At 69.7% G+C, this 23,153-nt stretch carries 16 protein-coding genes and 1 tRNA gene; 13 read left to right on the top strand and 4 right to left on the bottom strand.

What is annotated here, in order from left to right:
* The first annotated feature begins 165 nt into the window (after positions 1–165).
* Together treS and AB0O93_RS09415 are read left to right on the top strand one after the other, a co-directional pair.
* Positions 166–2,349: a maltose alpha-D-glucosyltransferase gene (treS, locus tag AB0O93_RS09420; protein WP_363342966.1), complete on the top strand. Its 2,184-nt coding sequence runs from the start codon at positions 166–168 to the stop codon at positions 2,347–2,349.
* Positions 2,346–2,921 (top strand): GNAT family N-acetyltransferase, encoded by a 576-nt coding sequence (locus tag AB0O93_RS09415; protein WP_363342743.1) that lies wholly within the window; start codon positions 2,346–2,348, stop codon positions 2,919–2,921. The genes treS and AB0O93_RS09415 overlap by 4 nt, the downstream gene beginning before the upstream one ends.
* Before the next feature lie 76 nt (positions 2,922–2,997).
* Here AB0O93_RS09415 and AB0O93_RS09410 read toward each other — a convergent pair whose 3' ends face one another.
* Entirely contained in the window at positions 2,998–7,056 is a 4,059-nt protein-coding gene (locus AB0O93_RS09410) for a LamG-like jellyroll fold domain-containing protein (protein ID WP_363342741.1), read from the bottom strand.
* 195 nt (positions 7,057–7,251) lie between these two features.
* Here AB0O93_RS09410 and AB0O93_RS09405 point away from each other — a divergent pair, with 195 nt between their 5' ends.
* The 5 genes from AB0O93_RS09405 (at position 7,252) to AB0O93_RS09385 (ending at position 13,696) form a co-directional block, all read left to right on the top strand.
* Positions 7,252–9,384: a glycoside hydrolase family 36 protein gene (locus AB0O93_RS09405; protein WP_363342739.1), complete on the top strand. Its 2,133-nt coding sequence runs from the start codon at positions 7,252–7,254 to the stop codon at positions 9,382–9,384.
* A 46-nt stretch (positions 9,385–9,430) separates the two neighbouring features.
* A complete protein-coding gene (locus tag AB0O93_RS09400; RefSeq protein ID WP_363342737.1) occupies positions 9,431–10,756 on the top strand; it encodes an ABC transporter substrate-binding protein in 1,326 nt (441 codons plus the stop codon).
* Between the two features lie 62 nt (positions 10,757–10,818).
* Entirely contained in the window at positions 10,819–11,769 is a 951-nt protein-coding gene (locus AB0O93_RS09395) for a sugar ABC transporter permease (RefSeq protein WP_363342735.1), read from the top strand.
* A gap of 89 nt (positions 11,770–11,858) precedes the next feature.
* Complete coding sequence (locus tag AB0O93_RS09390; protein WP_363342733.1) at positions 11,859–12,659, top strand: carbohydrate ABC transporter permease; 801 nt, start codon at positions 11,859–11,861, stop codon at positions 12,657–12,659.
* Between the two features lie 29 nt (positions 12,660–12,688).
* Positions 12,689–13,696: a LacI family DNA-binding transcriptional regulator gene (locus AB0O93_RS09385; RefSeq protein ID WP_363342731.1), complete on the top strand. Its 1,008-nt coding sequence runs from the start codon at positions 12,689–12,691 to the stop codon at positions 13,694–13,696.
* Positions 13,697–13,726: 30 nt separating this feature from the next.
* On the opposite strand, the gene AB0O93_RS09380 is transcribed toward AB0O93_RS09385, so the two are convergent.
* Positions 13,727–14,050, bottom strand: coding sequence for a DUF2470 domain-containing protein (locus AB0O93_RS09380; RefSeq protein ID WP_363342729.1), 324 nt, complete (start codon positions 14,048–14,050; stop codon positions 13,727–13,729).
* 65 nt (positions 14,051–14,115) lie between these two features.
* Between AB0O93_RS09380 and AB0O93_RS09375 the strand changes: the two genes are divergently transcribed.
* The 3 genes from AB0O93_RS09375 (at position 14,116) to AB0O93_RS09365 (ending at position 17,876) form a co-directional block, all read left to right on the top strand.
* On the top strand, positions 14,116–15,381 hold the full coding sequence (locus tag AB0O93_RS09375; RefSeq protein WP_363342727.1) for a serine hydrolase domain-containing protein: 1,266 nt from the start codon (positions 14,116–14,118) through the stop codon (positions 15,379–15,381).
* Positions 15,382–15,385: 4 nt separating this feature from the next.
* Positions 15,386–16,261, top strand: a complete 876-nt coding sequence (locus AB0O93_RS09370) for an EamA family transporter (RefSeq protein ID WP_363342725.1) — start codon at positions 15,386–15,388, stop codon at positions 16,259–16,261.
* Between the two features lie 112 nt (positions 16,262–16,373).
* A complete protein-coding gene (locus AB0O93_RS09365; protein ID WP_363342723.1) occupies positions 16,374–17,876 on the top strand; it encodes an aldehyde dehydrogenase family protein in 1,503 nt (500 codons plus the stop codon).
* Between the two features lie 169 nt (positions 17,877–18,045).
* Here AB0O93_RS09365 and AB0O93_RS09360 read toward each other — a convergent pair.
* Together AB0O93_RS09360 and AB0O93_RS09355 are read right to left on the bottom strand one after the other, a co-directional pair.
* Positions 18,046–18,119, bottom strand: a tRNA-Gly gene (locus tag AB0O93_RS09360).
* A gap of 51 nt (positions 18,120–18,170) precedes the next feature.
* Positions 18,171–19,568 (bottom strand): DUF222 domain-containing protein, encoded by a 1,398-nt coding sequence (locus AB0O93_RS09355; RefSeq protein ID WP_363342721.1) that lies wholly within the window; start codon positions 19,566–19,568, stop codon positions 18,171–18,173.
* Between the two features lie 89 nt (positions 19,569–19,657).
* Between AB0O93_RS09355 and AB0O93_RS09350 the strand changes: the two genes are divergently transcribed.
* The 3 genes from AB0O93_RS09350 (at position 19,658) to AB0O93_RS09340 (ending at position 23,153) form a co-directional block, all read left to right on the top strand.
* Complete coding sequence (locus tag AB0O93_RS09350; protein WP_363342719.1) at positions 19,658–20,740, top strand: crosslink repair DNA glycosylase YcaQ family protein; 1,083 nt, start codon at positions 19,658–19,660, stop codon at positions 20,738–20,740.
* Positions 20,727–21,332, top strand: coding sequence for a dCTP deaminase (dcd, locus tag AB0O93_RS09345; RefSeq protein WP_053547145.1), 606 nt, complete (start codon positions 20,727–20,729; stop codon positions 21,330–21,332). Before AB0O93_RS09350 ends, dcd begins: the two co-directional genes overlap by 14 nt.
* A 219-nt stretch (positions 21,333–21,551) precedes the next feature.
* Entirely contained in the window at positions 21,552–23,153 is a 1,602-nt protein-coding gene (locus AB0O93_RS09340; RefSeq protein WP_363342964.1) for a BCCT family transporter, read from the top strand.

The raw sequence follows: 23,153 nt of genomic DNA, 5'->3' as shown, positions 1-23,153 counted from the left end.
AACGGATGCCGGGTGGACGAGCAGGCCGCACACGAGACGACCCCGCACGAGACGACCGCGCACGCGCCGGGTGAGCAGGAGCCGATCGAACACGATCCGGCGGAGATCAGCTACGACGAGCAGCGTTACCCCGCTCGACCGCGCCGGCTGCGTCCGCGCGATCAGATGCGCGGGGGGAGCCTGCGTCGCTTCGCCTCCGACCCGCGGACGGCCAACGGGACCAACCCCGCGTACGTCGAGTGGCTCGTGCGGCAGTCGATGCTGAAGGATGCCGACGTCCTCGGCCGCCAGCTGTCGGGTCAGCCGTCGATGTGGCGGAACCCGTACGCGCGTCCGGATGCGCGCCGGGCGATCGAGACGACGGACGTGTGGTTCACCGCGTATCCCATCTCCCTGATCACGCGACCGGGGGAGTCCTTCCTCCAGGCGCTCGGTGAGGACGCGCTGTGGCGCACCTTCGAGCGCATCGGGATCACCGGCATCCACACCGGTCCGGTCAAGCGCGCCGGCGGCATCACCGACTGGCAGCAGACGCCGAGCGTCGACGGGCATTTCGACCGGATCAGCACGCAGATCGATCCGGAGTTCGGTGACGAGGCGGCCTTTCGTCGCCTCGCCGACGCCGCCGAGTCCCACGGCGGAAGCGTCATCGACGACATCGTCCCGGGGCACACCGGGAAGGGCGCCGACTTCCGTCTCGCCGAGATGGCCTACAAGGACTACCCGGGGATCTACCACATGGTGGAGATCCAGCCCGAGGACTGGAACCTCCTCCCCGACGTGCCCGAGGGGCGCGACTCGGTCAACCTCGACGCCGATCGCGAGCGTGAACTGAGCGCGCGCGGCTACATCATCGGCGAGCTGCAGCGGGTCATCTTCTACACGCCCGGCGTGAAGGAGACGAACTGGAGCGCGACGGCGCCCGTCACCGGCACCGACGGGGTCGAACGACGCTGGGTGTACCTGCACTACTTCAAGGAGGGGCAGCCCTCGATCAACTGGCTCGACCCCACGTTCGCGGGCATGCGCCTGGTGATCGGCGACGCGCTGCACTCGCTCGGCGACCTCGGCACGAGCGCGCTGCGGCTCGACGCCAACGGATTCCTCGGTGTGGAGAAGAGCGCCGAAGGACTCCCGGCGTGGTCGGAGGGGCATCCGCTCTCCCAGGCGGCGAACCACATCATCGCCGGGATGGTCCGGAAGGTCGGCGGCTTCACGTTCCAGGAGCTCAACCTGACGATGGAGGACATCCGGGACACCGCCGCGGTCGGCGCCGACCTGTCGTACGACTTCGTGACGCGGCCGGCCTATCACCACGCCCTCGCCACCGCGGACACCGAGTTCCTCCGCCTCGCGCTGACGACCTCGCTCGAGACCGGCGTGGAGCCGGCGCAGCTCGTGCACGGGATGCAGAACCACGACGAGCTGACCTACGAGCTCGTGCACTGGGCGACCACGCACCGCGACGACGTATACCCGTTCCGTCACGGCGACATCTCGGGGCACGACCTCGCCGCGCTCATCCGCGCGGAGCTCACCGAGGTGCTCACGGTCGCCGCCGACTACAACCTCCCGTTCACGCAGAACGGGATCGCCTGCACGACGGCCTCGCTCATCGCCGCGACGCAGGGGAAGCCCCGGCTGGAGGACATCACGGAGGCCGATGTGCCCGGCATCCGTGACGCGCACCTGCTGCTGGCGAAGTACAACGCATGGCAGCCGGGCGTCTTCGCGCTGTCGGGCTGGGATCTCACGGGTGCCCTCACGCTGCCGGCGGACGACGTGCGCTCGCTCATCGCCTCGGGGGACACGCGCTGGATCGAGCGCGGCGCGCACGACCTGCTCGACGTCGCGCCGGAGGCGACGCGGTCGGCGGCAGGGATGCCGCGCGCGCGGTCGCTGTATGGTCCGCTTCCCACGCAGCTGACCGATCCGCGATCGTTCGCGAGCGGGCTCCGCTCGCTCCTGCGGGTGCGGCGGGAGCACGGGATCGCCACGGCGTCGCAGATCGACGTGCCGTCGGTCGGGCATCCGAGCATGCTCGTTCTCGTGCATCGCCTCGACGGAGGCGACAAGCGGATCGAGGATGCACCGCTCCAGCTGACGGTGTTGAACTTCTCGAGCGAGAGCATCGATGCCACCGTGCGGTCGGAGTGCCTCGTGCCGCGGAGCGGTGTGACGGATGCCGAGACCGGCGACGCGGTCGCGCGCGTGGACGATCTGCAGAGCTTCCCGCTGCACCTCGGTCCCTATCAGGGGCGCTTCTTCCTGCTGACCGATCCGGATCCCGAGGACGACGCGCACCCCGTCACCCGCACGATGCCGATCATCCCCCGGACGGCCGGGTGAGTCCGGGCGGAACGCTGCCGTTCGGCATCCGGACCGAACGGCTGGTGCTGGACCAGCCTCTGCCCGGTGACGTCGACGACATCGCGCGGTACTGCGTCGATCCGCTGTTCGAGGAGTACCTGTCGATCCCGTGGCCCTACCGCCGCGAGCATGCGGTCGGGTTCGTCGCGGAGTTCGTGCCGAAGGGCTGGCTGCGCGGCGAGGAGTGGACGTGGGCGATCCGCGAGTCCGTCGGCGGACCGCTGCTCGGAGTGATCGGGGTGCGGATCCCGAGCGGCATGGTCGGCTTCTGGTTGGGGGCGCCGCACCGCGGTCGCGGCATCCTTCCCGAAGCCCTGGCCGCCGTGATCGACGAGGTGTTCGCCCGCACGGACCTCGAGCGGATGCGGTGGGAGTGCGTCGTCGGCAATACCGCGTCGATGCGCGTGGCCGCCAAAGCGGGGTTCCGCTACACGGGCGAGCAGGACGGCATGATCCGCGCGCGCGACGGGTCGGTCACGCGGGCGTGGACCGGGGAGCTCCTCCGCGGAGCCGATCGGACCGAGCAGCCCGGGTGGCCCTCGACCGAGTGACCGCGCTCCGGGGGCGCGCCGATCGCACGCCGAAGGGGGTGGAGACCCGGTTCTCCACCCCCTTCGGCGTCCATGCTCAGCCGCAGGATGCCGCGCTGACGGCGATCTCCTCCGACTGATGGATCTGCTCGCCGTCCCGGTCACCGCTCGAGACGACCGTCACCGACGCGTCCTCGATCGACGGGGCCCGAGTCGAGAAGGCGATCGAGGATCGCTTCCCCGGCTGGATCGCCAGGATCTTGCTCCCCCACGGCGTGGTCACCTCGGTACGCACCGGCACGGTGTCGTCGTTGCCCGTCGAGACCGTGACGAGGATCTTGCCCGCGAGGCACCGCGTCGTGGTCGACACCGTCACCGCGAGCTCTGGAGCGGGTGGCTCCGAGCCGTCCGTCTCGAGCACGAGCGGCGCGAACGCGATCCAGTCCACGTCGGGCGCGACCGCGTAGCCTTCCAGCACGACCTGGTCCTGCTGGCCGGTGCGCTCGTCGATCACCAGCGTCGGCTTCGTGTTGCCGAAGGTGAGGGGCTGATCTCCGGTCGATAGCTCGAGCGGCATCACGGCCTCCCAGAAATTGCTCGCGGTGTACGTGTAACGGAACGTCGAGCGTCCCACCAGCTCCGGATCATCCCCCTCGGTTGCCTGGAGGCCCAGGTCGACGACCTGCGGGTTGTAATCGTGCGTTCCCTCGATGTCGTCGTTGGAGTAGTGCACGATCGCGTTGTACGACCCCTCCGTGTCGAATCCGGGCAGCCGGGCGATCGTCATCCGACCCTCGTTCGCGGCGTTCGCGTCGGTGATCCCGAGGCCCCCCACGTACCCGTCGCCGGACCCGTTGGTCAGCTCCTCTCCGAAGCCCTTGACCACGGCCGTGCCGGAGAGCGAGACGACGCTCCCGTCGGCGGCATCGACGCGGACGATGCTGGCGTCCCCCTCCACGGCGCGCGTGGTCGAGACCCCGGACACGGTCGCTCCGTCGGTGCTGGTCAGTTCCAGCTCGGTAATGCCCTCCGGTAGGTGGACACGTGCGCGGGTCTCGCCGGGGGCGAAGCGGGTGGCTTCGCGCCCGTTGACGGCGAGCTGGAGATCCGATCCGGCCCACTCCACGACCACGTCGTAGTATCCGGACTCGTACGCCGACGGGTACAGGTCGACCCGACCATCCGCCTCGAGCGTTGCCGTACCGTCCTCCAGGGTCGCTCCGCCGAAGTAGCGGAACGTCGTGGCGGGGTAGTCGGTGCGCAGGGTGTTGACCTCATCCCCGACGCGGATCAGCTCGACGCGGTCGAGGCTGACCCCGCCGTCCGCGCCGGCGCCGGGGAGCAGCGACTCGCCGTCGCGGCTGGTGCGCAGGCTCAGCTTGTGCGTCCCCTGCGTCAGCGGGAGATAAACCTCGGCCGTACCGCGTGCGGTGGTGCGGACGTTGCCCGGTCGCACCGCGTTCGCCCCGTACTGGACGATGTCGGCGAACTCGTCGTCGACGAACACCGCGTGCTGAACCGCGCGACCGGGGGTCGCGCCGAGCACGGTGTACCGGTACAGCCCCGGCTGGTCGATCGTCACATCCCAATCCACCCGCGAATCGAGGGTGGTGAAGCCCGTGACGTCGCGATCGCCGGACAGGCGGTACCCGCCGCTGGGCTGGGTGCGCGCCGTCGCGTCGGTGAGCGCGAGGGTCTCCACCTCCGCGAACATCCGTGCCGGCTGGCCGGCTGACGCGTCTTCGACGTCACGGTCGGACGCGGGGGTGATGATCAGCTGGTAGGCGCTGCCGGCGTGGGAGGAGGGGACGCGCACCTGGACGCTGCCGCCCGCCACGGCCGCACCGTCGTACGCGGCGACCACCGGCGGGGTGTCGGCGACACCGTCGGTGCCGCTGACCATCGCCTCACGTACCTCGATATCGACGGTCGTCCCGAAGACCGCCTCCGGCAGGCCCGTGACGTTCACCAGGCCGTCCCGGCCCTCGGTGATGCCGCCGACGATGATCTGCGCACGCTCGTTCACCTCATCGACGGCGGCGATCGCCTTCTCGCGGTTCGCCGTCACCGCAACGGTCTCGGAGCCCACCATGTCGCCGTACCACTTGAACAGCCACCAGCCGCCGTTCGCGGCGTTGACCTTGGCCTGGTTGTCCGACATCGTCCCCGACGCGGTCCAGTACGCCGTCTGCGCATCCACCTTGGCAGCCTCGAAGCTGGCGAACCAGCGCAGGAGGTTGGCGGGGGAGCTCATGTCCGTGCTCGCGCCGTACTCGGTGATGTTGATCTCCGGCATGTCCTCGTCGGAGATCCCCATGTCCTTTGCGAATCGTGTGAACTGACCGACGCGGTCGGGCATCCACTGATACCCGCGGAGTTCGTGCCAGACGTAGACGTCGGGGACGGTGTCCGAGCGGATCGCCATGTCGAGGAACGCCTTGATGTTGGCCTCACCGCGCCACGCGGCGTCGCCCGGGCCTGCGATCTGGGGGCGGTCCAGGCCGTGCCGGGCATAGACATCGGTGATGATGTTCCATGCCGCGACCCAGTCGGTCGCACCGTCGGGGGTGAAGCTGGTGGGCTGGTTCCCCTGGTGCATGAACCTGTCGTAGAGGCTGTCGCTGTTCAGCCACTGGAGGTCGACCTCGTTGAACGGGATGAAGATGTACTTCTCCGGGTTCTCGGCGCCCGTGGCCACGGCCTCCGTCACGATCTCGAGCACCTCGAGGTAGTCCCAGACGCCGTTGCCGCCCGGGGTCCACTCGGACGTCAGCGCTCCGTCGCCGTCGCGCGTGTAGGTCCGATCGTCGCCCGGGCGGATGCCGCGGTTGTAGGGCCAGTCGGGGTAGTAGTCCTGGGTGTAGATGTAGAGGTCTTCGCCGTACTTGTCGAAGAACGTCGACTCGATGTTGAACGCGTCACCGCCGGGGTGCTGCGTGCCGAACGGGGGCTTCTGCGAGATGTTGTTCATCGCCGAGCCGTTCACCAGCGCCTGCGTCGGGGACTGCTCGTCCCCGAGCCCGTAGAGCGTGCCGGATGCTCCTCCGCGGAAGGCGCCCGTGCGCTGAGAGAAGTCGGCCGAGATCTCCTCGAGCCGGCGTTCCGCGACCCGCACGGTCGCGGACAGCTCTTCGTCGGAACCGGCCACTCGGCCGATCACCCGGAAGACGTTTCCGGCTTCGGCGTACTGCGATGCCCGCACCGGTTCCCACCGGATGGCCGCGTCGAGACTGAGGCCGGCCTCGTACGAGACGCGTACGCGGGCGGGGAGGACGGGGGCGACGCCCGCCGTGGTGTCCACGTCCCACTCGGTGCGATCGACGGAGACGATGTCACCGGCCGTCGCCGAGAAGGACGTCTGCACCTGATCCGCGGTGAGGGCGGCGTCGTAGACGGCGAAGTCATCGAACTCGCCTCCGAACAGCGCCGCCCACTGCGGAGCCCAGGGGACCCGGCCGATCAGTCCGGATCGGGTGCTCGAGGGGTGGGAGAGCTTGCTGAAGTCGACCTGCGCGGCCTCGGTGCGCACCAGCTGGCCGTTCATGTAGTACGACAGCGTCTCGCCGTCGGCGACGGAGGTGATCTGCGTCCATACGGAGGCGCTGAGCGGGCTCGGCGACACGGCCTTGACCTCGGTGCCCGAGTTGGCGACCGCCTTGGATTGCCCGCCTTCGTTGGGCACGAAGTACATGCCCCAGTTGTCCGCTGGCAATGCGTCGCTGCCGATGATGTACGCCCAGGGAAGCTGCCCGGCGTTGCGACCGTCCCACTTGATCCAGGTGGAGACCGTCATCGCCTCCATGCCCGCGAACAGTCCCGCAGGAACGTCGAGGTAGGGCGAGGCGGAACTCGGCGAGTTCTGCGCTGCGCCGGGGAAGAGCCCGGAGGAGCCCGCGTCGGCGGTCGGGCCGGTGCCGCGCTGCAGCGAGGAGGCGTTGCGGACGCGGGCGTCGAAAGCGCCGCCGAGCGTTCCCTCGTTCGCGATCGTCGCGGCACCAGGGTCGGCGTCGAACGTGTACAGCAGGATCGGGTCGGGCATCGGATCCGCAGCCGCCGCGGGCGCGGGGACGGCCGCGGTGAGGCCGGCGGCGAGGGGGATCGCCGCACACGCGGCGATCAGGGGCAGGACATGTCGTCTCAGGCGCTTGCTTCTCATGATTCCTCGGCGTTGAGTGGATGAAGGTAGGTGATAGCGCTAACGGGGGAGAGTGTAGGGGGAGTGTGATAGCGGTATCAAGGGGTGCGCCGAATTGCGTCGGAAGATGTGATAGCGATTTCATCATTGTCTTGATAGCGGTTTCATAATCCGCTAGCGTGCCCAGCACCTACCGCTACACCCCCGGAGAACCGAATGTCGATGCAGTCCCTCGCCGCGCAGCCGCAGTCCGTCGCCTCCCTCGAGTGGGGTAATGATCGGGTGCGCCTGGCGTTTCGGTGGGGTGCGGAGTCTCCCGTCAACTGCGCGGCGATCGCCGTGGACGGGCAGGGAGCGGTGGCGGTCCACCAGATCCCCGTCGTGGAGATCCTCTCCGCATCGGCAGGACACCTCCCCGCGTCGAGTCGGCTCGTGCACGGCCGACTCGGGAGCGAGATGCGCTATGTGAGCAACGTGGAGCACCGGGACGGCGAGTGCCGAACCCTGCAGATCCATCAGCGCGGGGGCGGCCTCGAAGCGGTCCTCTACCTGCAGATGCGCGAGGGCGTCGGCGCCGTGCGCTCCTGGGTCGTCGTCACGAACACGGGGACGGATCCCGTCGTCCTGCGCAGTGTCGCATCCTGGTCCAGCGGCTTCACCCGCCAGGGCGCGGCGGACGCCCTCGACGGATGGGAGCGGTGGGAGGGCACGAGCGACTGGCTCGGCGAAGGCCGCTGGGCGGTCACGCCCCTGCGCGGCCCCGACTTCGTGGCACTCGCCGAGCACCTCACCGGACACAACCCTCGGGGTGCGCTCGTGGCGAGCTCGCAGGGGACCTGGTCGACAGCGCGTGCGCTGCCGAACGGCGTGCTGACGTCGCCGTTCGGACTGGCGCTGGCCTGGCAGATCGAGCACAACGGAGCCTGGCGCTGGGAGATCGGCGAGGACACCGGCGGGGCGTACCTCGCGCTGGCAGGGCCGACCGATGCGGATGCCGCGTGGACCCGGGTCCTGGGGCCCGCCGAGTCGTTCGAGACCGTCCCGGTGACCGTGGCCTACGGCCGAGACGGCCTCGGCGCGCTCCACGCGCTGACCCGACACCGCCGCCTCACTCGACGTCCGCATCCCGACAACGCCGCGATGCCGGTCGTGTTCAACGACTACATGAACACGCTCAACGGGGACCCCACCACCGCCAAACTGCTCCCGCTCATCGACGCCGCCGCCGAGGTGGGGGCGGAGGTCTTCTGCATCGACGCAGGCTGGTACGACGATTCGGGGCACTGGTGGGACTCCGTCGGCGCGTGGGAGCCCTCCCGCACCCGGTTTCCCGGTGGGCTGGGAGAAGTCGTCGAGCACATCCGCAGTCGTGGCATGGTCGCGGGGCTGTGGCTCGAGCCGGAGGTCGTCGGGGTGCGCAGCCCGATCGCGGACACCCTCCCGGCGGAGGCGTTCCTTCAACGCCACGGCGCGCGCCTGGTCGAGCACGACCGCTACCACCTCGATCTCCGGCATCCCGCGGCTCGCTTCCACCTCGACTCCGTCGTCGATCGCCTGATCAAGGATTTCGACATCGGGTTCTTCAAGATGGACTACAACATCAACCCCGGCGCCGGGACCGATCACGACGCCGACAGCGTGGGCGACGGCCTCCTTCAGCACAACCGCGCGCATCTGGAGTGGCTGGACGCGATGCTCGACCGGCATCCGGATCTGATCGTGGAGAACTGCTCGTCCGGGGCGATGCGCATGGACTACGCCATGCTGTCCCGGTTGGCCATGCAGTCCACCTCCGATCAGCAGGACTTCCTCGCCTATCCGGCGATCGCCGCCGCCGCGCCAGTGTCGCTCCTGCCCGAGCAGGCGGCGAGCTGGGCGTATCCCCAGCCGGAGATGTCCGACGAAGAGGCATCCTTCTGTCTCGTGACGGGGTTGCTCGGACGCTTCTACGTCTCGGGGCACCTCCACGCGATGACACCGCCCCAGCGTGCGCGCGTGGCCGAGGCGATCGCCGTCGCGAAGCGCCTGCGCCCGCACATCGCCGCGGCGTATCCGAACTGGCCGACCGGGCTCCCGCGCTGGAGCGACGACTGGGTCTCGCTCTCGCTGCGCAGCGAAAGCGACGACCTCGTGTCGATCTGGCGACGGGGCGGCGCGAACGAGACGATCTTGGAGTTCCCGCACCTCGCCGGAACCGAGGTCGAGATCCGTCCCGTCTTCCCGCTCGACCTCCCCGCGTGGGGCACCCGTTGGGATGCCGCCACCGGGACCCTCCACGTACGCGCGAACGATACCCGTGTCGCCGCCCGTACCCTCCGCCTCACCGCGATCCCGCGCGGGGTGGCGTAACTGGCACGCACCCGATCACACCGATCACACCAGAAGGAGTATTTCAATGAAGAAGCGATTCTCCGCCGTCGCCGCGCTCGCCGCGGTCGCGGCGCTGTCCCTCGCGGGCTGCTCGGACCCCGGCGCCGGGTCAGGAACCGGACGCGATGCCTCGCCTGCCGAGTGGCCCGCGCAGGACACCGACCTCACCGGCACCACCCTGACCATCTGGGCGGCGCAGAATTCCAACACCGTTCCGGACAGCGTCGTGGCCGGCTTCGAGGAGCTCACGGGCGCCGAGGTCGAGGTCGTCACCATCCCGGATCCGTACGAGCAGAGCGTGCAGACCAAAGTCGCCACCGGCGACAAGCCCGACCTCGCCTTCTGGCAGCCCACGGCCTCGCAGCTGACGGCGCTGAACGCGGGCGCGAACCTCCAGCCGCTGGACGACGCCCCGTGGCTGGACGCGTACCAGCCGGAGCTGCGCGATATCACCGGCATCCTCGATGGCACGCGGTACGCCGCGCTGATCACGACTCCCGCGGTCGAAGGCGTCTATTACAACAAGCAGGTCTTCGCTGATGCCGGCATCACCGACATCCCGGCGGACTGGGACGAGTTCCTCCAGGTTGCGCGAGACCTCAAGGATGACGGAGTGACGCCGTTCTTCGACTTCGGCGGGGGAACCCCGTGGGCCACCCAGTGGTGGGTCCAGGTGCAGCTGGCCGACGCCGCCGCCGACGGACTGTGGGACCGGGTCAACGCGAACGAGGAGACGTTCACCGACCCGACGATCCAGGGTGCGATCGACACCTATAAGGCCCTCATCGACGAGGGGCTGTTCAACGAGGACCTCGCCACCGCCACGTTCGAGGACCAGGGCCCGGCGCTCCTGTCGGGCGAGGCCGCCATGGCCGTCCAGGTCAACTCGTTCTTCGGCCAGCTCCAGTCGCTCGCCGACACCGCGGAGCTCGACGAGAAAATCGGGTTCTTCCCGATCGCGCCCTCCGGCAACGTGGGGACCTTCATCCCCGACCAGTCCAACGCCCTGGTGGCGTTCTCGACCGGTGACGCCGCGCGCGAAGCGGCGGCGCGCCAGCTGCTGTCGTACTGGCTCGGTGACGGGTACCCCGACTTCGTCGAGGCCCAGTCGACCGTGTCGCTCCAATCCGAAGTCCCCTCGTCGGCCGATGTGCCGCAGGCCCTCCTCGACGTCAGCGCATCGCTGTCGGACTCGGTCGGGTCGATGCAGGCTCTGGCCGTGGCCAACCCCGATCTGTACCTCAACCTCGGTGACATGATCCAGGGCACCAAGACGCCGGTCGAGGTCGCCGAGGCCACGCAGGCCCAGTTCGCCGAACTCGCCGGGGCCATTGGGGCTCCCGGCTTCTGAGTCCTCCCACCGGGGGTGCCGGACGCGGAGCGCCGGCACCCCCCGAGACTGAAAGACATCTCATGACCGCCATCCTGGAACCCTCGACGGGCTCGGCGAACAGACCGCGGAGCAGCGCGGAAGGGGCGAGGCCGACGGCGGGACGGGCGAAGAACGCGGAGCATCCGCTGTGGTTCCTCGTGCCGGCGCTGGTCGTCCTGGTCGTCTTCTTCTTCATCCCCACCCTGTTCAACTTCATCTACGCCTTCACCGACTGGTCGAGCTTCAAGGCGCAGATCAACTTCGTCGCGTGGGACAACTTCGTGGCGCTGTTCTCCAACGGGACCCTGCTGAACGCTCTCGGGGTGACGCTGGTCTACGCCGTTCTGGTGGCGATTTTCCAGAACGTCTTCGGGTTGGCGCTGGCGCTGCTGCTGGAGCGCGATACGCGGGTGAACCGCGCGGTCCGGGTGGCGTTCTTCGTCCCGGTGATCATGTCCGCGCTCGCCGTCGGGTACATCTTCCAGGCGCTGCTGAAGCCCGACGGGGCCCTCAATGCGATCCTCGGGACGGTTCTCGGCCGCACGGTCGAGATCGCCTGGCTCGGGAGCACGACCTGGACCATCGTGGTGGTCGCCCTCGTCCACGCCTGGAAATGGATGGGGCTGTCGATGCTCATCTATCTGGCAGGGCTGAAGACGATCAACGACGACATCCTCGAGGCGGCACGCCTGGACGGCGCGGGATGGTGGACGACGTTCCGCACGATCCGCTTCCCCCTCCTCGCGCCGGCTGTCACCTTCAACGTCGCCACCGCGCTCCTCGGGTCCATGAACGGCTTCGACATCGTCCAGGCCACGACCGCGGGCGGGCCAGGCGGAACGACGGAGCTGCTGAACATCTTCATCTTCCGCACCTTCGGGCAGGGTCTCTTCGCCCAGGCGACCACCATGAGCCTCGTCCTGTTCCTCATGGTCGCCGTGCTCGCCTTCCCGGTGATCCGGGTGCTCCGCAAACGGGAGGACGTCCTGTGACCGAAACGATGACGCTGGTCACCGCCGGAGCTTCCCGACGCCGTGGACGGGGTGCGCCACTGGTTCACAGGACGGACAAGCGGCGCATCGTGCAGCCGCTCGCGGCGATCGCCGCCGCCGTGATCCTGCTCGGAATCCCCTTCTGGCTGATCGTCCTGACGGCCTCGAAGGATCAAGCGGAGGCTTTTTCTCCGGACCTGTCGCTGCCGACCCGGTGGCAGCTGTTCGAGAATTTCGGCACCGTCTTCCAGGACGGTCGGATGCTGGCGGCCTTCGGCGGCAGCGTCCTGGTCATGGTCCCGGCGGTCCTGGGTGTGCTGATCCTCGGATCGATGGCCGCGTGGATCCTCGGACGCCGACGCTCTAAGCCGCTGGCGTTCGTGTACGCCCTCGCCATCAGCGGGATCGTGCTGCCGCCCGCCGTCGTGACGATCGTCCTACTCCTGCGGCAGCTCGGCCTCGCCGGAACCGCGGTGGGGATGATCGGCGTCTACATGGGGATGTACATGTCGACGGTCATCTTCTTCGTCACCGGATTCGTCCGCACGATCCCCATCGAGCTGGAGGAGGCCGCGCGTGTGGACGGAGCTCCGCCGGTGCGCGTCTTCGTGCGCATCATCCTCCCCCTGCTGATGCCCGTCCTCGCCACCGCCACGATCCTGATCTGCCTCTACATCTGGAACGATGTCTTCTACGCGCTGTTCGTCGTCGGCGGGCGGCTCGATACACTTCCGCTCAATCTGTACCAAGTGGCGAGCTCCGGTCTCTATCTCCAGAACTGGCATCTGATCTTCGCGTACATCATGCTGATGAGCCTGCCGCTGCTGATCATCTTCATGGTGGCGCAGCGGAAGATCATCTCGGGGATCACCAGCGGGGCGGTGAAGTGAGCGGCGCCACGTCGATGAGGCAGGTAGGGATGAAGGAGACGACCAGACCGGTCACCATCGCCGACGTGGCGGCGCGCGCCGGGGTGTCGGTGCCGACCGTCTCGCGCGTCCTCACCGGCGCTGCGCGGGTGAGCGCCGGGAAACGCGCGCTCGTCGAGGCGGCGATCGCGGAGCTGAAGTATCACCCGAGCGCCGCGGCTCGCGTCCTCGCGAGTCGGAAGTCGCAGGTCGTGGGTGTCATCGCCGGGGACACCTCGCGCTACGGCTACGCCGAGACGATTCGGGGAATCGAGGAATCCGCGCGGAGCGAGGGGTACACGGTGATGATCACCGTCGTGGAATCCGCGCTTCCGGAACACGTCGAGCACGCCGTGGCCGCGGCGATGACGCAGCCCCTGGCCGGAGTGATCGTCCTGAAGTTCGATCCGCCCGGCGTCGCCGCGCTGGCGCGGATCCCGCCGTCGGTGCCCGTCGTCGCCCTCTCCGGCGCCCGGGACACCTCTGTTCCTCAAGCCGTGCTCGATGAGGCGCGTGCCGCCGAGGAATTGACGGCCTACCTCCTGGGGCTGGGACACCGGACTGTGCATCACGTCCGGGTCCCGCCCTCGCGGAAGGAAGATGGACGCACGACCGGCTGGCGCCGAGCCCTGCGGAAGGCGGGCGCGGAGATCCCCGCGCCCTACGATGCGACGTGGGAAGCCCGCTCAGGAGTGGCTATCGGACGGACATTGGCCGCGAACGAGGTGACCGCGGTGCTCTGCGGAAACGATGAAATCGCCATGGGGGTCATCCGGGGAATCGTGGATGCGGGTCGCCGCGTCCCCGAGGACGTGTCGGTCGCCGGCTTTGATGACCACCCGCTGGCCGAACTGTGGTCTCCGGCGCTCACCACGGCCCACCAGGACTTCGCGGCCCTGGGGCGGCGGGGAATGGCTCTCCTCCTCGGTCAGCTGCGCGAGGATGGCGGCCGCCGCTTCTCGTCGGAACGGCCCGCGATCGTGCTGAGAGACAGCACCGCGCCGCCCTCGCGGCCGTGACGTCCGCGCTGCTCACGCGCGGCGACCGGCTCAGTCGTGCGGGCGCGGCTCGATGCCGAGGCGCCGGCAGGACTCGTCGTACAGCGCGACGATCTCGCGGCGGAGATGCGGGCGCTCCGTGATCGGGGCGCCGGGCCAGGCGACGACGACCTCGATCTCGCGGCCGCCGACGAGCGTCGCGACCCACGTGCCGCTGTCGCCGTCGAGGTCGGTCATGACGGCTCCGACGATGTCGGCGGGTTCCACATCCGAGGGCGCATGGGCTCGGGCGATGAGAAGATTGTCCTCTGCGTGGTCGCCGTTCATGTGGCCGAGAACGCCCGCTCGTGCGGCGTCGTCGAAGCGATGGCTCATCCCTCAACCATAGGGATCACGGGCGGGTGTGTTTGAATGCAAGTCACGATCAGCTGGGGGTGAGGATGCACGGTCGATTCAGCGTGCGCCGGGGCGTCGTCGCCGCGGCGGCGGTCGTCGGCATGGTGCTGTCGCTCGCAGCCTGCACTCCCGATCGCAGCGTCTCGATCGACGTGCCCCCGCAGGTCGAAGGAGCCCTCCCCGCCGAGACGCAGGAGCAGCTCGAGGCCGCCGTCGCGAACGCGATGTCCGCCGCCGGCGCCTCCGGTGCGATCGTCGGTGTCTGGGCGCCCTGGAGCGGGTCGTGGGTGGCCGGAGTCGGCACGCAGACCCCCGCCGGCGGCGGCGAGGTCACGACCGACATGCAGTTCGCCGCGGCGAAGTCCACGCGGTCGATGACGTGCGACATCCTCTACCAGATCGCCGACCAGGGACTCGTCGAGCTCGACGACTCGATCACCGAATACGTCGCCGCGGTGCCCGACCTCGAAGGCATCACGCTCGGCCAGCTCTGCGACGGCACATCCGGCATCGGCTCGTACACGTCCCGGCTGCTCGGCATGTGGCTCGACAACCCCGAGCGCCGGTGGGCTCCGCGGGAGCTCGCGGCCTTCGGCCTCGGCCAGGAGCGCACCGCCGAACCCGGCGCGCAGTACCGCGATTCGGATGCGGGGTACCTGCTCCTCGGGCTCGCGCTGGAGCGCGCGACCGGGAAGAGCGCACGCGTGCTCGTCGAGGAGTACGTCGCCGACCCGCTCGACCTCACGACGACGACCTTCGGTGCGCCGGATGCCGAGGCCCCGGTCCTCACCGGACTCTTCGCGCGGCAGGAGGGCGACCGCCGCAACTGCCTCGAGCCCGTCGACATCACCGGCATCTCCCGCACCGTCGGATTCACCGACGCCGGAGTCACCACCGACATCACCGACCTCGGTCGCTACGCGCAGGCACTCGCCACCGGCGCTCTCGTCCCTGCCGGGGAGCGCCTGGACGGGGCCCTCCCGGAGTCGGACTCCTCGGCATCGTGGCTCACCGTCGGCGGCGGCGTCTACCAGGCCGGTTCGCTGATCGGACAGCACGGCGTCTTCCCCGGCTACACCACGGCGGCCTACTCCGACCCCGAGTCGGGTCTGACCGTCGCGGTCGTCCTCAACCAGTCGGCGGGCGGATCAGGTTTCGGGGCCCGCCTGGCGTGGGAGCTCGCGGCCATCGCCTCCAAGGCCCCGGCGGCGTCGGGCCAGACGGCCCCGGCAGCCGGCCTCCCGTGGACGCCGGAGCAGTTCCACCAGGAGATCAGCGACAGCGCGATCTGCGCCGAGCCCATCTCATGATCCGGTGAGAGGCTCCCGGGGCGCGGCTCCCGCGGTCCTCTTCGTCGTCGTCGGGCTCTCCTGCCAGGAGATCGGCGCGTCCCTCGCCGTGCTCCTCTTCCCCGAGGTCGGTCCGCTCGGCATGGTGATGCTGCGGCTGGTGTTCTCCGCCGCACTCCTCCTCGCCATCGCGCGGCCGACGTTCCGCGGGTACGGGCGCGGCGACTGGCTCGCCGTGGCCGGATTCGGCCTGGTCCTGGCGACCATGAACGGGCTGTTCTACCTCGCGCTGGAGCGCCTTCCGCTCGGCATCACCGTGACGATCGAGGTGCTCGGGCCCCTCGTCCTGTCGATCGTGGCGAGCAGGCGGGCGTCGGCGTGGCTGTGGGCGCTCCTCGCGCTCGCCGGCGTCGTCGCCCTCGCGGGCGGCGGATGGGACCGCCTCGACCCCCTCGGAGTCCTGTTCGCCCTCGGTGCGGCGGCCAGCTGGGCGTTCTACATCCTCGCGTCCGCGCGGGTGGGGCGGACCTTCCCGCGGCTCGACGGGCTCGCCTGGGCGATGCTCATCGGAGCGGCGATCGCGCTGCCCTTCGGCATCCTGGATGCCGGGTCCGCGCTGCTGCGGTGGGATCTTGTCGCGCTCGGCGCGGCCGTGGCCGTGCTGTCGTCGACCATCCCGTACGCGCTCGAGCTCATCGCCCTCCGGCGCCTCCCGGCCGCGGCGTTCGCGATCCTGATGAGCCTCGCCCCGGCGACGGCCGCGCTCGCCGGCTTCGTGCTCCTCGGCCAGGAGCTGTCGCCGTGGGAACTCGTGGGGATCGGTTTCGTCATCGCCGCCAGTATCGGCGCCGTGCGCGCATCCGCCCGCGCCGCGCGGGAGGCGGCCGAGCCGCTGCCGTGAGCGGGCCCGGCCGGCTGACCTCCGCCTTCGCGGGGCCGCGACATCCGCGGGTCCGGGAGAATCGAGGGAGCGCGCGTCCCCCGGCGCGCGCGGATCCCGGCGGAGGAGCACCATGAGCGACGTCCCACAGGCCCAGGCTCGAACGGACGCGGGCGTCCAGGCCCGCGAGTGGTCGCCGGACGAGATCGGCGCCGCGTTCGAGCGGCAGCGTCGGGCGTTCCTCGCCGAGGGTCCGCCGTCGCTCGCGGTGCGGCGGGACCGGCTCGACCGTCTGATCCTGCTGCTGACGGAGAACGCGCGAGAGTTCGGCGAGGCGATGGATGCCGACTTCGGGCATCGTCCGGCGTCCGTCAGCACGCTCACCGACATCACCGGCATCCTGCTGGACATCGAGATCATCCGGCGCCGCCTCGGCGCGTGGTCGCGGCCGAAGCGACCGCTCGCCGCCCTCCGTCCCTTCGGACTCGCCGCGAAGGTCGAGCGCGTGCCGCTCGGCGTGGTCGGTGTCATCGGTCCGTGGAACTTCCCGCTGGGACTCGTGGCCCAGCCGGCGGCGGCGGCGCTCGCCGGGGGCAACCGCGTCATGGTGAAGTTCTCCGAGATCACGCCGCGCACCGGGGCGCTCTTCGCCGCCAAGGTGGCGGAGTTCTTCGGGCCCGACGAGATGATCGTGGTCACCGGTGGATCGGAGGCCGGGGTGACCTTCAGTGCGCTCGCGTTCGACCATCTGTTCTTCACCGGGTCGCCGAAGGTCGGCGCCCTCGTGGCGCAGGCGGCGGGGAAGAACCTCGTGCCCGTGACGCTCGAGCTCGGCGGCAAGAACCCGGCCGTCGTCGCCGAGGGTGCAGACGTGGCGGTCGCGGCCGAGAAGACGATGGCCGGCCGTCTCATGAACGGCGGGCAGGTGTGCCTGTGCCCGGAGGTCGTCTACGTGCCGGAGTCCGTGCAGGAGCAGTTCCTCGCACGGGCGCTGCGGCGGGCGCGGGAGATCTGGGAGGCCGAGGACGGACCCGTCACGATCGTGAACGATGCCAACTTCGCGCGTGTGTGCGCGCTGATCGACGACGCGCGCGCCAAGGGCGCGGAGGTGCACGAAGCGGTGCCCGGTGCGGTTCCGGATGCCGCGTCGCGCCGCATCCCTCCGGTCATCGTCTTGGGGGTGACGGCGGAGATGGACATCGACTCGGAGGAGATCTTCGGCCCGGTGCTGATGATGCGCACCTACCGCTCGATGCGGGAGGTCGTCGAGGATGTCGCGGGTCGCCCGTCGCCGCTCGCGGCCTACTGGTTCGGGCCGCGCGGGGAGGACTTCGCCGAGTTCACCGCCCGCACCCGGTTCGGCGGAATGACCGTCGACGACATCGCCCTGCACGTCGCCGTGCCGGGGCTGCCGTTCGGAGGCGTCGGGCAGAGCGGCTCGGGCGCGTACCACGGGCGGGCCGGTTTCGAGACGTTCACCCACGCGCGCCCGACCGTGCGCACGCGCCTGCGCGTCTCGATGGGGGAGGCGCTGAATCCGCCGTTCACGCAGACGCGCGGCATCTCACCGGATCGGATGCTGGCGAAGTTCGCCCAGTCGGCGCGCCGACGCGTGTTCGGGCGGGGGAGGAGCTGAAGCGAATTTCTTCGGAGGGGATGACGGGAATCGGCCACTCCGCCCCTCCACGTGCCGCTGCGCGGCCCGCGGAGCCTCCGGCGGAGCGGGACCCCCCGAAGCGGGTCGGGTTCCGACGGCATCACCGCGAACGGCTCACGCCGGCACCTTCGGTGCCATCGTGAGCCGTTGGAGGGGATGACGGGAATCGAACCCGCGCTCTCAGCTTGGGAAGCTGATGTTCTGCCATTGAACTACATCCCCGCAGAGCCGCGTCGGCGAACCGACACAGCGCGTGGCAACTATAACAGGGCGTCAGAACGGGGGCGGATCGAGTCCGACGGTCATGCCTGAGGGACTCGTCCACTCCCGCACCCCCGTGACCGGATCCCGCGACAGCCGCCACAGCGACTCGTGCTTCACCGGGTGATGCGCGGTGCAGAGCGGCTCGTTGTTGTCAGCGGACGTCTTCCCGCCGTACTGCCAATCGAGGCGGTGGTCGATGTCGCATTCCCGAGACGAGCGTGCGCAGCCGGGGAACGCGCATTCGGGATCGCGTGCCCAGAGCCACCGGCGGAGGTCGGCGGGGATCCGCCGCGTGCGCCGGTCGATGTCGAGCACCGTCCCGTTCACAGGGTCGGTGAGGATCCGCACCAGGCTCTTCGCACCGGCCGCGTAGCGCCGGGCGGTCTCGAGAGGAATCGGGCCGTACCCGTCGAGCGTCGCGGGTGCATCCCCGCGGCCGAGCAGGGTCATCATCGGGATGGTGATCGAGATCGCGGTGTCGGAAGGGGCATCGGCCGCGAGCGGCGAGGACCCGTTTCGCAGCAGATCGATCGCGACGTCCGCGCGCAGCTGCGCCCGCGTACGCGTTTCGCCGTCCTGCGCCTGCAGGTGGTCGACGATGCCGTCGATGCGCTCGAGCGCGGACGCCGCGTCGGCGGCATCCGTCGTGAGGGAGATCGTCGCGAGACCGTCGAACTCGGGCGTCGAGCACACGGTGCGGTCTTCGCGCGCGCGAGCGTGCCGTTCGTCGATCGGCTCGGGATGCACGCGTTCCCGTGCGGCGCGGGCGCGGCGACGGAATCCGCTCGGCGTGCACCGCTGCGCCGCGTCCGCGACGGCGTCGTCGAAGAGCGCCCAGGCGGTCGCGTCATCGGGGAGCGCGGCGGCGACGTCGGCCGCGATCGCGGCATTCTCCGTCGACACGCGCCCATGGAGGAAGTCAGCCCAGACGCGCGGGCAGCGCTCACGCAGTGTCGCTGTGCGCCCCGCGATCGCGTGCACCGTGACCTCCGCGATGCGCAGCCGCGCACCGATGTCCGCGACGGCCGCCCTGACGGCGAACTCGGACCGCAGGCGCCTCACGGTCGCGATCGAGCGACCGCGCGGATCGGACCATGCCGGATCCGCCGTGGGGTCCGTGCCCACCCAGGGCTCCGGGTCCTGACGCGCGAGTCGCAGGGTGTCGTCGATCACGCGCCACTGCGTGGCGGTCGCGCGACGCGACACCGTCGACAGATCGTCGAGCTGGTCCAACGAGGCGTCGCAGGTCGCCGCGGCGTGCTGCGCGTGGTCGAACCGCTCCCACGCGTCGCGGTCGGCGGCACCCATCTGATCGGCGTACAAGGCATCCAGAACGTCCGCCTCGTCGATGAGGTCAGGATCGGCGCGCGAGGACTGATACTCCACGTGTGCCGAAGATGTGTTCATAATCGAACTGTATTCGTACCCTCCGACATTCGTCTTTCTCTGCGTCCGTCATCTCGATGACGTCCCCACCTCGGAGTAGCCTCACCCGCATGCACCGCTTGAGCAGAGACGACGCGCGCCGGCTCGCCGTGCGTGCGCAGCTGCTGGATGCCGAGCGGCCGGGCGACCTCGTCGAGGTGATCGAGCAACTGGGGTCCATCAAGATCGACCCCACCGCGCTGATCGCCCCGGCCGAGCAGCTCATCCCGTGGACCCGCATCGGCTGGGCGTACGAACCGGGGCACCTGCGGAAGGCGGTCGAGACCGATCGCACGGTCTTCGAGTTCGACGGCTCCTTCCACGCCGCGAGTCTCCTCCCGGCGATGGTGAGCCTCATGCGCCACCGCACGCTCCGCGCCACGGCCGCGCAGTACGTGGAGGCGAACGCGGCGTTCCGGCGCGACATCCTCGCCCGCCTGCGGGCGGACGGTCCACTCACCGCCGCCGACATCCCCGACACCAGCGTCGTCCAGGCGAACAGCGAGAGCGGGTGGTACGGGTCGAATCAGGTGCCGCGGATGCTGGAGCTCATGGCCGTCTGCGGCGAGGTCGCCGTCGCCGCGCGCCGGGGGCGGCAACGCGTGTGGGACATCCCCGAGCGCGTGTGGCCGCGTGACCTCCCCGAGATTCCGCCGGAGGAGGCCGAGCGGATCCTCGCCGAGCGGCGGCTGCAGGCCTACGGCATCGTGCGACGGACGTCGCCGTGGGCCCGCGTGGGAGATGCCGGCGAACCCGCCGAGGTGGAGGGCAGCGCGTGGAAATGGCGGGTCGATCCCGCCGCGCTCGCCGCCCTCGACGATGACCCCGGGGGTCGCGCGGCGATCCTGAACCCGTACGACCGCATGCTCTTCGACCGCCCGCGCCTGGCGGAGCTGTTCGACTTCGCCTACATCTCCGAGCAGTTCAAGCCGAAGACCGAGCGGTTGTACGGCGCCTTCGCGCATCCGATCCTCATCGGCGATCGCTTCGTCGGGCTCCTCGACGCGCAGCTCGATAAGAAGAAGGAGAACCTGGTCGTGACCGCCGTCCACGAGCTCCTCCCCTTCGACGACGAGGAACGCGCGATGGTGGACGCCGAGATCCGCGAGCTCGCAGACTGGCTCGGCGTAGGCTGGCCCCGTGCTGCTGAGTGATCGCGACATCCGCCTCGAAGTCGAGTCCGGGCGCATCGGCCTGTCCCCGTGGGACGCGCAGATGGTTCAGCCCTCCAGCGTCGACGTGCGGCTCGACCGCTACTTCCGACTGTTCGACAACCACAAGTACCCCTTCATCGACCCCGCGCAGGATCAGCCCGATCTGACCCGCCTCATCGAGGTCGACCCGACGGAGCCGTTCGTGCTGCATCCGGGCGAGTTCGCCCTCGGATCCACCTTCGAGCAGGTGAGCCTCCCGGACGACGTCGCGGCCCGCCTCGAGGGCAAGTCCTCGCTCGGCCGTTTGGGGCTCCTCACGCACTCGACCGCGGGCTTCATCGACCCGGGCTTCTCGGGGCACGTCACCCTCGAGCTCTCCAACGTCGCGACCCTTCCGATCACGCTGTGGCCCGGGATGAAGATCGGTCAGCTCTGCTTCTTCCGGCTCTCCTCGCCCGCCGAGAACCCCTACGGCTCCGGCCCGTACGGCAACCGCTACCAGGGCCAGCGCGGCCCGACCGCTTCCCGTTCGGCGCAGAACTTCCACCGCACCGACGTCGGCGAGACGGATGCCGGATCCCGCGGCGCTTGAGTACACCGAGGTACCCTGGGACGGGTGAGCAGCCAGACGCAGGAACCGACGTCCGACCGGCCCTCCGAGGAACCGGATCCGTCACCCCCCGCCGTCGCTGAGGACGACGCGCGTATCGCCCTGGACGGCTCCGGCGTCGAGGAGGAATCCTCCTACGACGACGCCGATCCCGGAACGGGGGTCGCGGCGGCGAAATCCCACATCCGGGCCACCCCGTGGGTGATCTGGCCGGCCGCGATCGTCGTCGCGATCTTCAGCTCCTTCGCCATCATCTTCCCGGCGGCCGCGGAGGCGGCGTTCGGCGCGATCCAGACGGTCGTCGTCAACACCTTCAGCTGGTACTACGTCCTCATCGCCGCATTCTTCGTCGTGTTCGCGGTGTTCATCGGCTTCAGCCGGTACGGCGACATCAAGCTCGGACGCGACGACGAGGAGCCGGAGTTCTCCTTCCTCAGCTGGGTGTCGCTCCTCTTCGCCGCCGGAATGGGCATCGGCCTGGTCTTCTACGGAGTCAGCGAGCCGCTCAGTCACTACATCGACCCGAAGCCCGGCGTCGCGGGCACCCCCGCGCAGCTCGCGCAGTCGGCGCTCACCCAGACCTATCTGCACTGGGGCGTGCACGCGTGGGCGATCTACGTCGTGGTGGGCCTCGCCCTGGCCTACGCGATCCACCGCCGCGGTCGTCCGCTGTCGATCCGCTACGCCCTCGAGCCGCTCATCGGTCGTCGGGTCAAGGGCGGCTGGGGCAACACGATCGACACGGTGGCCCTCGTCGGCACCCTCTTCGGCGTCGCGACCTCGCTCGGCCTCGGCGTGCTGCAGATCGGTGCGGGCCTCAACGCCGCCGGCATCATCGAGGAGCCCACGCTCGTCGTCCACGTCGCGATCATCACCGTGATCACCGTGGCGGTGCTCGGTTCGGTGCTCTCCGGCCTCACCCGCGGGATGAAGTGGCTTTCGACCGCGAACCTCATCCTCGCCGGCATCCTGCTGATCTTCATCCTCATCGCCGGCGACACCACCTACCTCCTGCGCGAGTGGGTGCAGTCGATCGGCGCGTACCTGCAGAACTTCATCGGCCTCAGCTTCTCGGTGAGTGCGTTCCAGGGAGAGGTCGGCCAGGAGTGGCAGGCCGCGTGGACGGCGTTCTACTGGGGCTGGTGGATCTCGTGGGCACCCTTCGTCGGCGTCTTCATCGCGCGCGTGAGCCGCGGGCGCACCGTGCGCCAGTTCGTCATGGGCGTCCTCATCGTCCCCACCCTCGTCGGCATCCTCTGGTTCGCCGTCCTCGGCGGATCGGCGATCAAGATCGAGATGGATCAGCCGGGGGCACTCGCCCCGGGCGGCGAGGTGGATGTCGAAGGCAGCCTGTTCGAGCTGTTCACGTACCTCCCCGGCACGCTGGCACTCACGATCGGCGCGATCGTCCTGGTCGCGATCTTCTTCGTCACCTCGGCCGACTCCGGGGCCCTCGTGATGGGGATGCTCGCCACGGGTGGAAACCCCGAGCCGTCCCGCCCGGTCCGCACGCTCTTCACCTTCGCCACCGCCATCCTCGCCGTCGCGCTCCTGATCGCCGGGGGCCTGAACGCCCTGCAGACCGCGGCGATCCTCATCGCCCTGCCGTTCAGCGTCGTGATGCTGCTGATGTGCTGGTCGACGATCATCGCCTTCCAGCGCGAGAGAAAGCTCTACGAACGAGCCCGTCGGCGCGAGTTCGTCGACCAGATCGGCGAGCACTACGGGCTCGAGGTCGAGTCGCCGAACGAGACCGGGCTGCGCTTCCCGTCGTGGCTGCGTCGGTCGCGGGCCCCGAAGTAG

Origin of the sequence: Microbacterium sp. NPDC077184, assembly GCF_040687055.1 — a bacterium.
Taxonomy (GTDB): Bacteria; Actinomycetota; Actinomycetes; order Actinomycetales; family Microbacteriaceae; genus Microbacterium.
This window is presented reverse-complemented; position numbering and strand designations above follow the sequence as displayed.

What these genes read in the sequence shown, in the direction of transcription:
- treS (WP_363342966.1), top strand. Translation starts at nt 166, where the DNA reads ATGCGCGGGGGGAGCCTGCGTCGCTTCGCCTCCGACCCGCGGACGGCC.
- AB0O93_RS09410 (WP_363342741.1), bottom strand. Translation starts at nt 7,056, where the DNA reads ATGAGAAGCAAGCGCCTGAGACGACATGTCCTGCCCCTGATCGCCGCG.
- AB0O93_RS09405 (WP_363342739.1), top strand. Translation starts at nt 7,252, where the DNA reads ATGTCGATGCAGTCCCTCGCCGCGCAGCCGCAGTCCGTCGCCTCCCTC.
- AB0O93_RS09400 (WP_363342737.1), top strand. Translation starts at nt 9,431, where the DNA reads ATGAAGAAGCGATTCTCCGCCGTCGCCGCGCTCGCCGCGGTCGCGGCG.
- AB0O93_RS09395 (WP_363342735.1), top strand. Translation starts at nt 10,819, where the DNA reads ATGACCGCCATCCTGGAACCCTCGACGGGCTCGGCGAACAGACCGCGG.
- AB0O93_RS09385 (WP_363342731.1), top strand. Translation starts at nt 12,689, where the DNA reads ATGAAGGAGACGACCAGACCGGTCACCATCGCCGACGTGGCGGCGCGC.
- AB0O93_RS09380 (WP_363342729.1), bottom strand. Translation starts at nt 14,050, where the DNA reads ATGAGCCATCGCTTCGACGACGCCGCACGAGCGGGCGTTCTCGGCCAC.
- AB0O93_RS09375 (WP_363342727.1), top strand. Translation starts at nt 14,116, where the DNA reads ATGCACGGTCGATTCAGCGTGCGCCGGGGCGTCGTCGCCGCGGCGGCG.
- AB0O93_RS09365 (WP_363342723.1), top strand. Translation starts at nt 16,374, where the DNA reads ATGAGCGACGTCCCACAGGCCCAGGCTCGAACGGACGCGGGCGTCCAG.
- AB0O93_RS09355 (WP_363342721.1), bottom strand. Translation starts at nt 19,568, where the DNA reads ATGAACACATCTTCGGCACACGTGGAGTATCAGTCCTCGCGCGCCGAT.
- AB0O93_RS09350 (WP_363342719.1), top strand. Translation starts at nt 19,658, where the DNA reads ATGCACCGCTTGAGCAGAGACGACGCGCGCCGGCTCGCCGTGCGTGCG.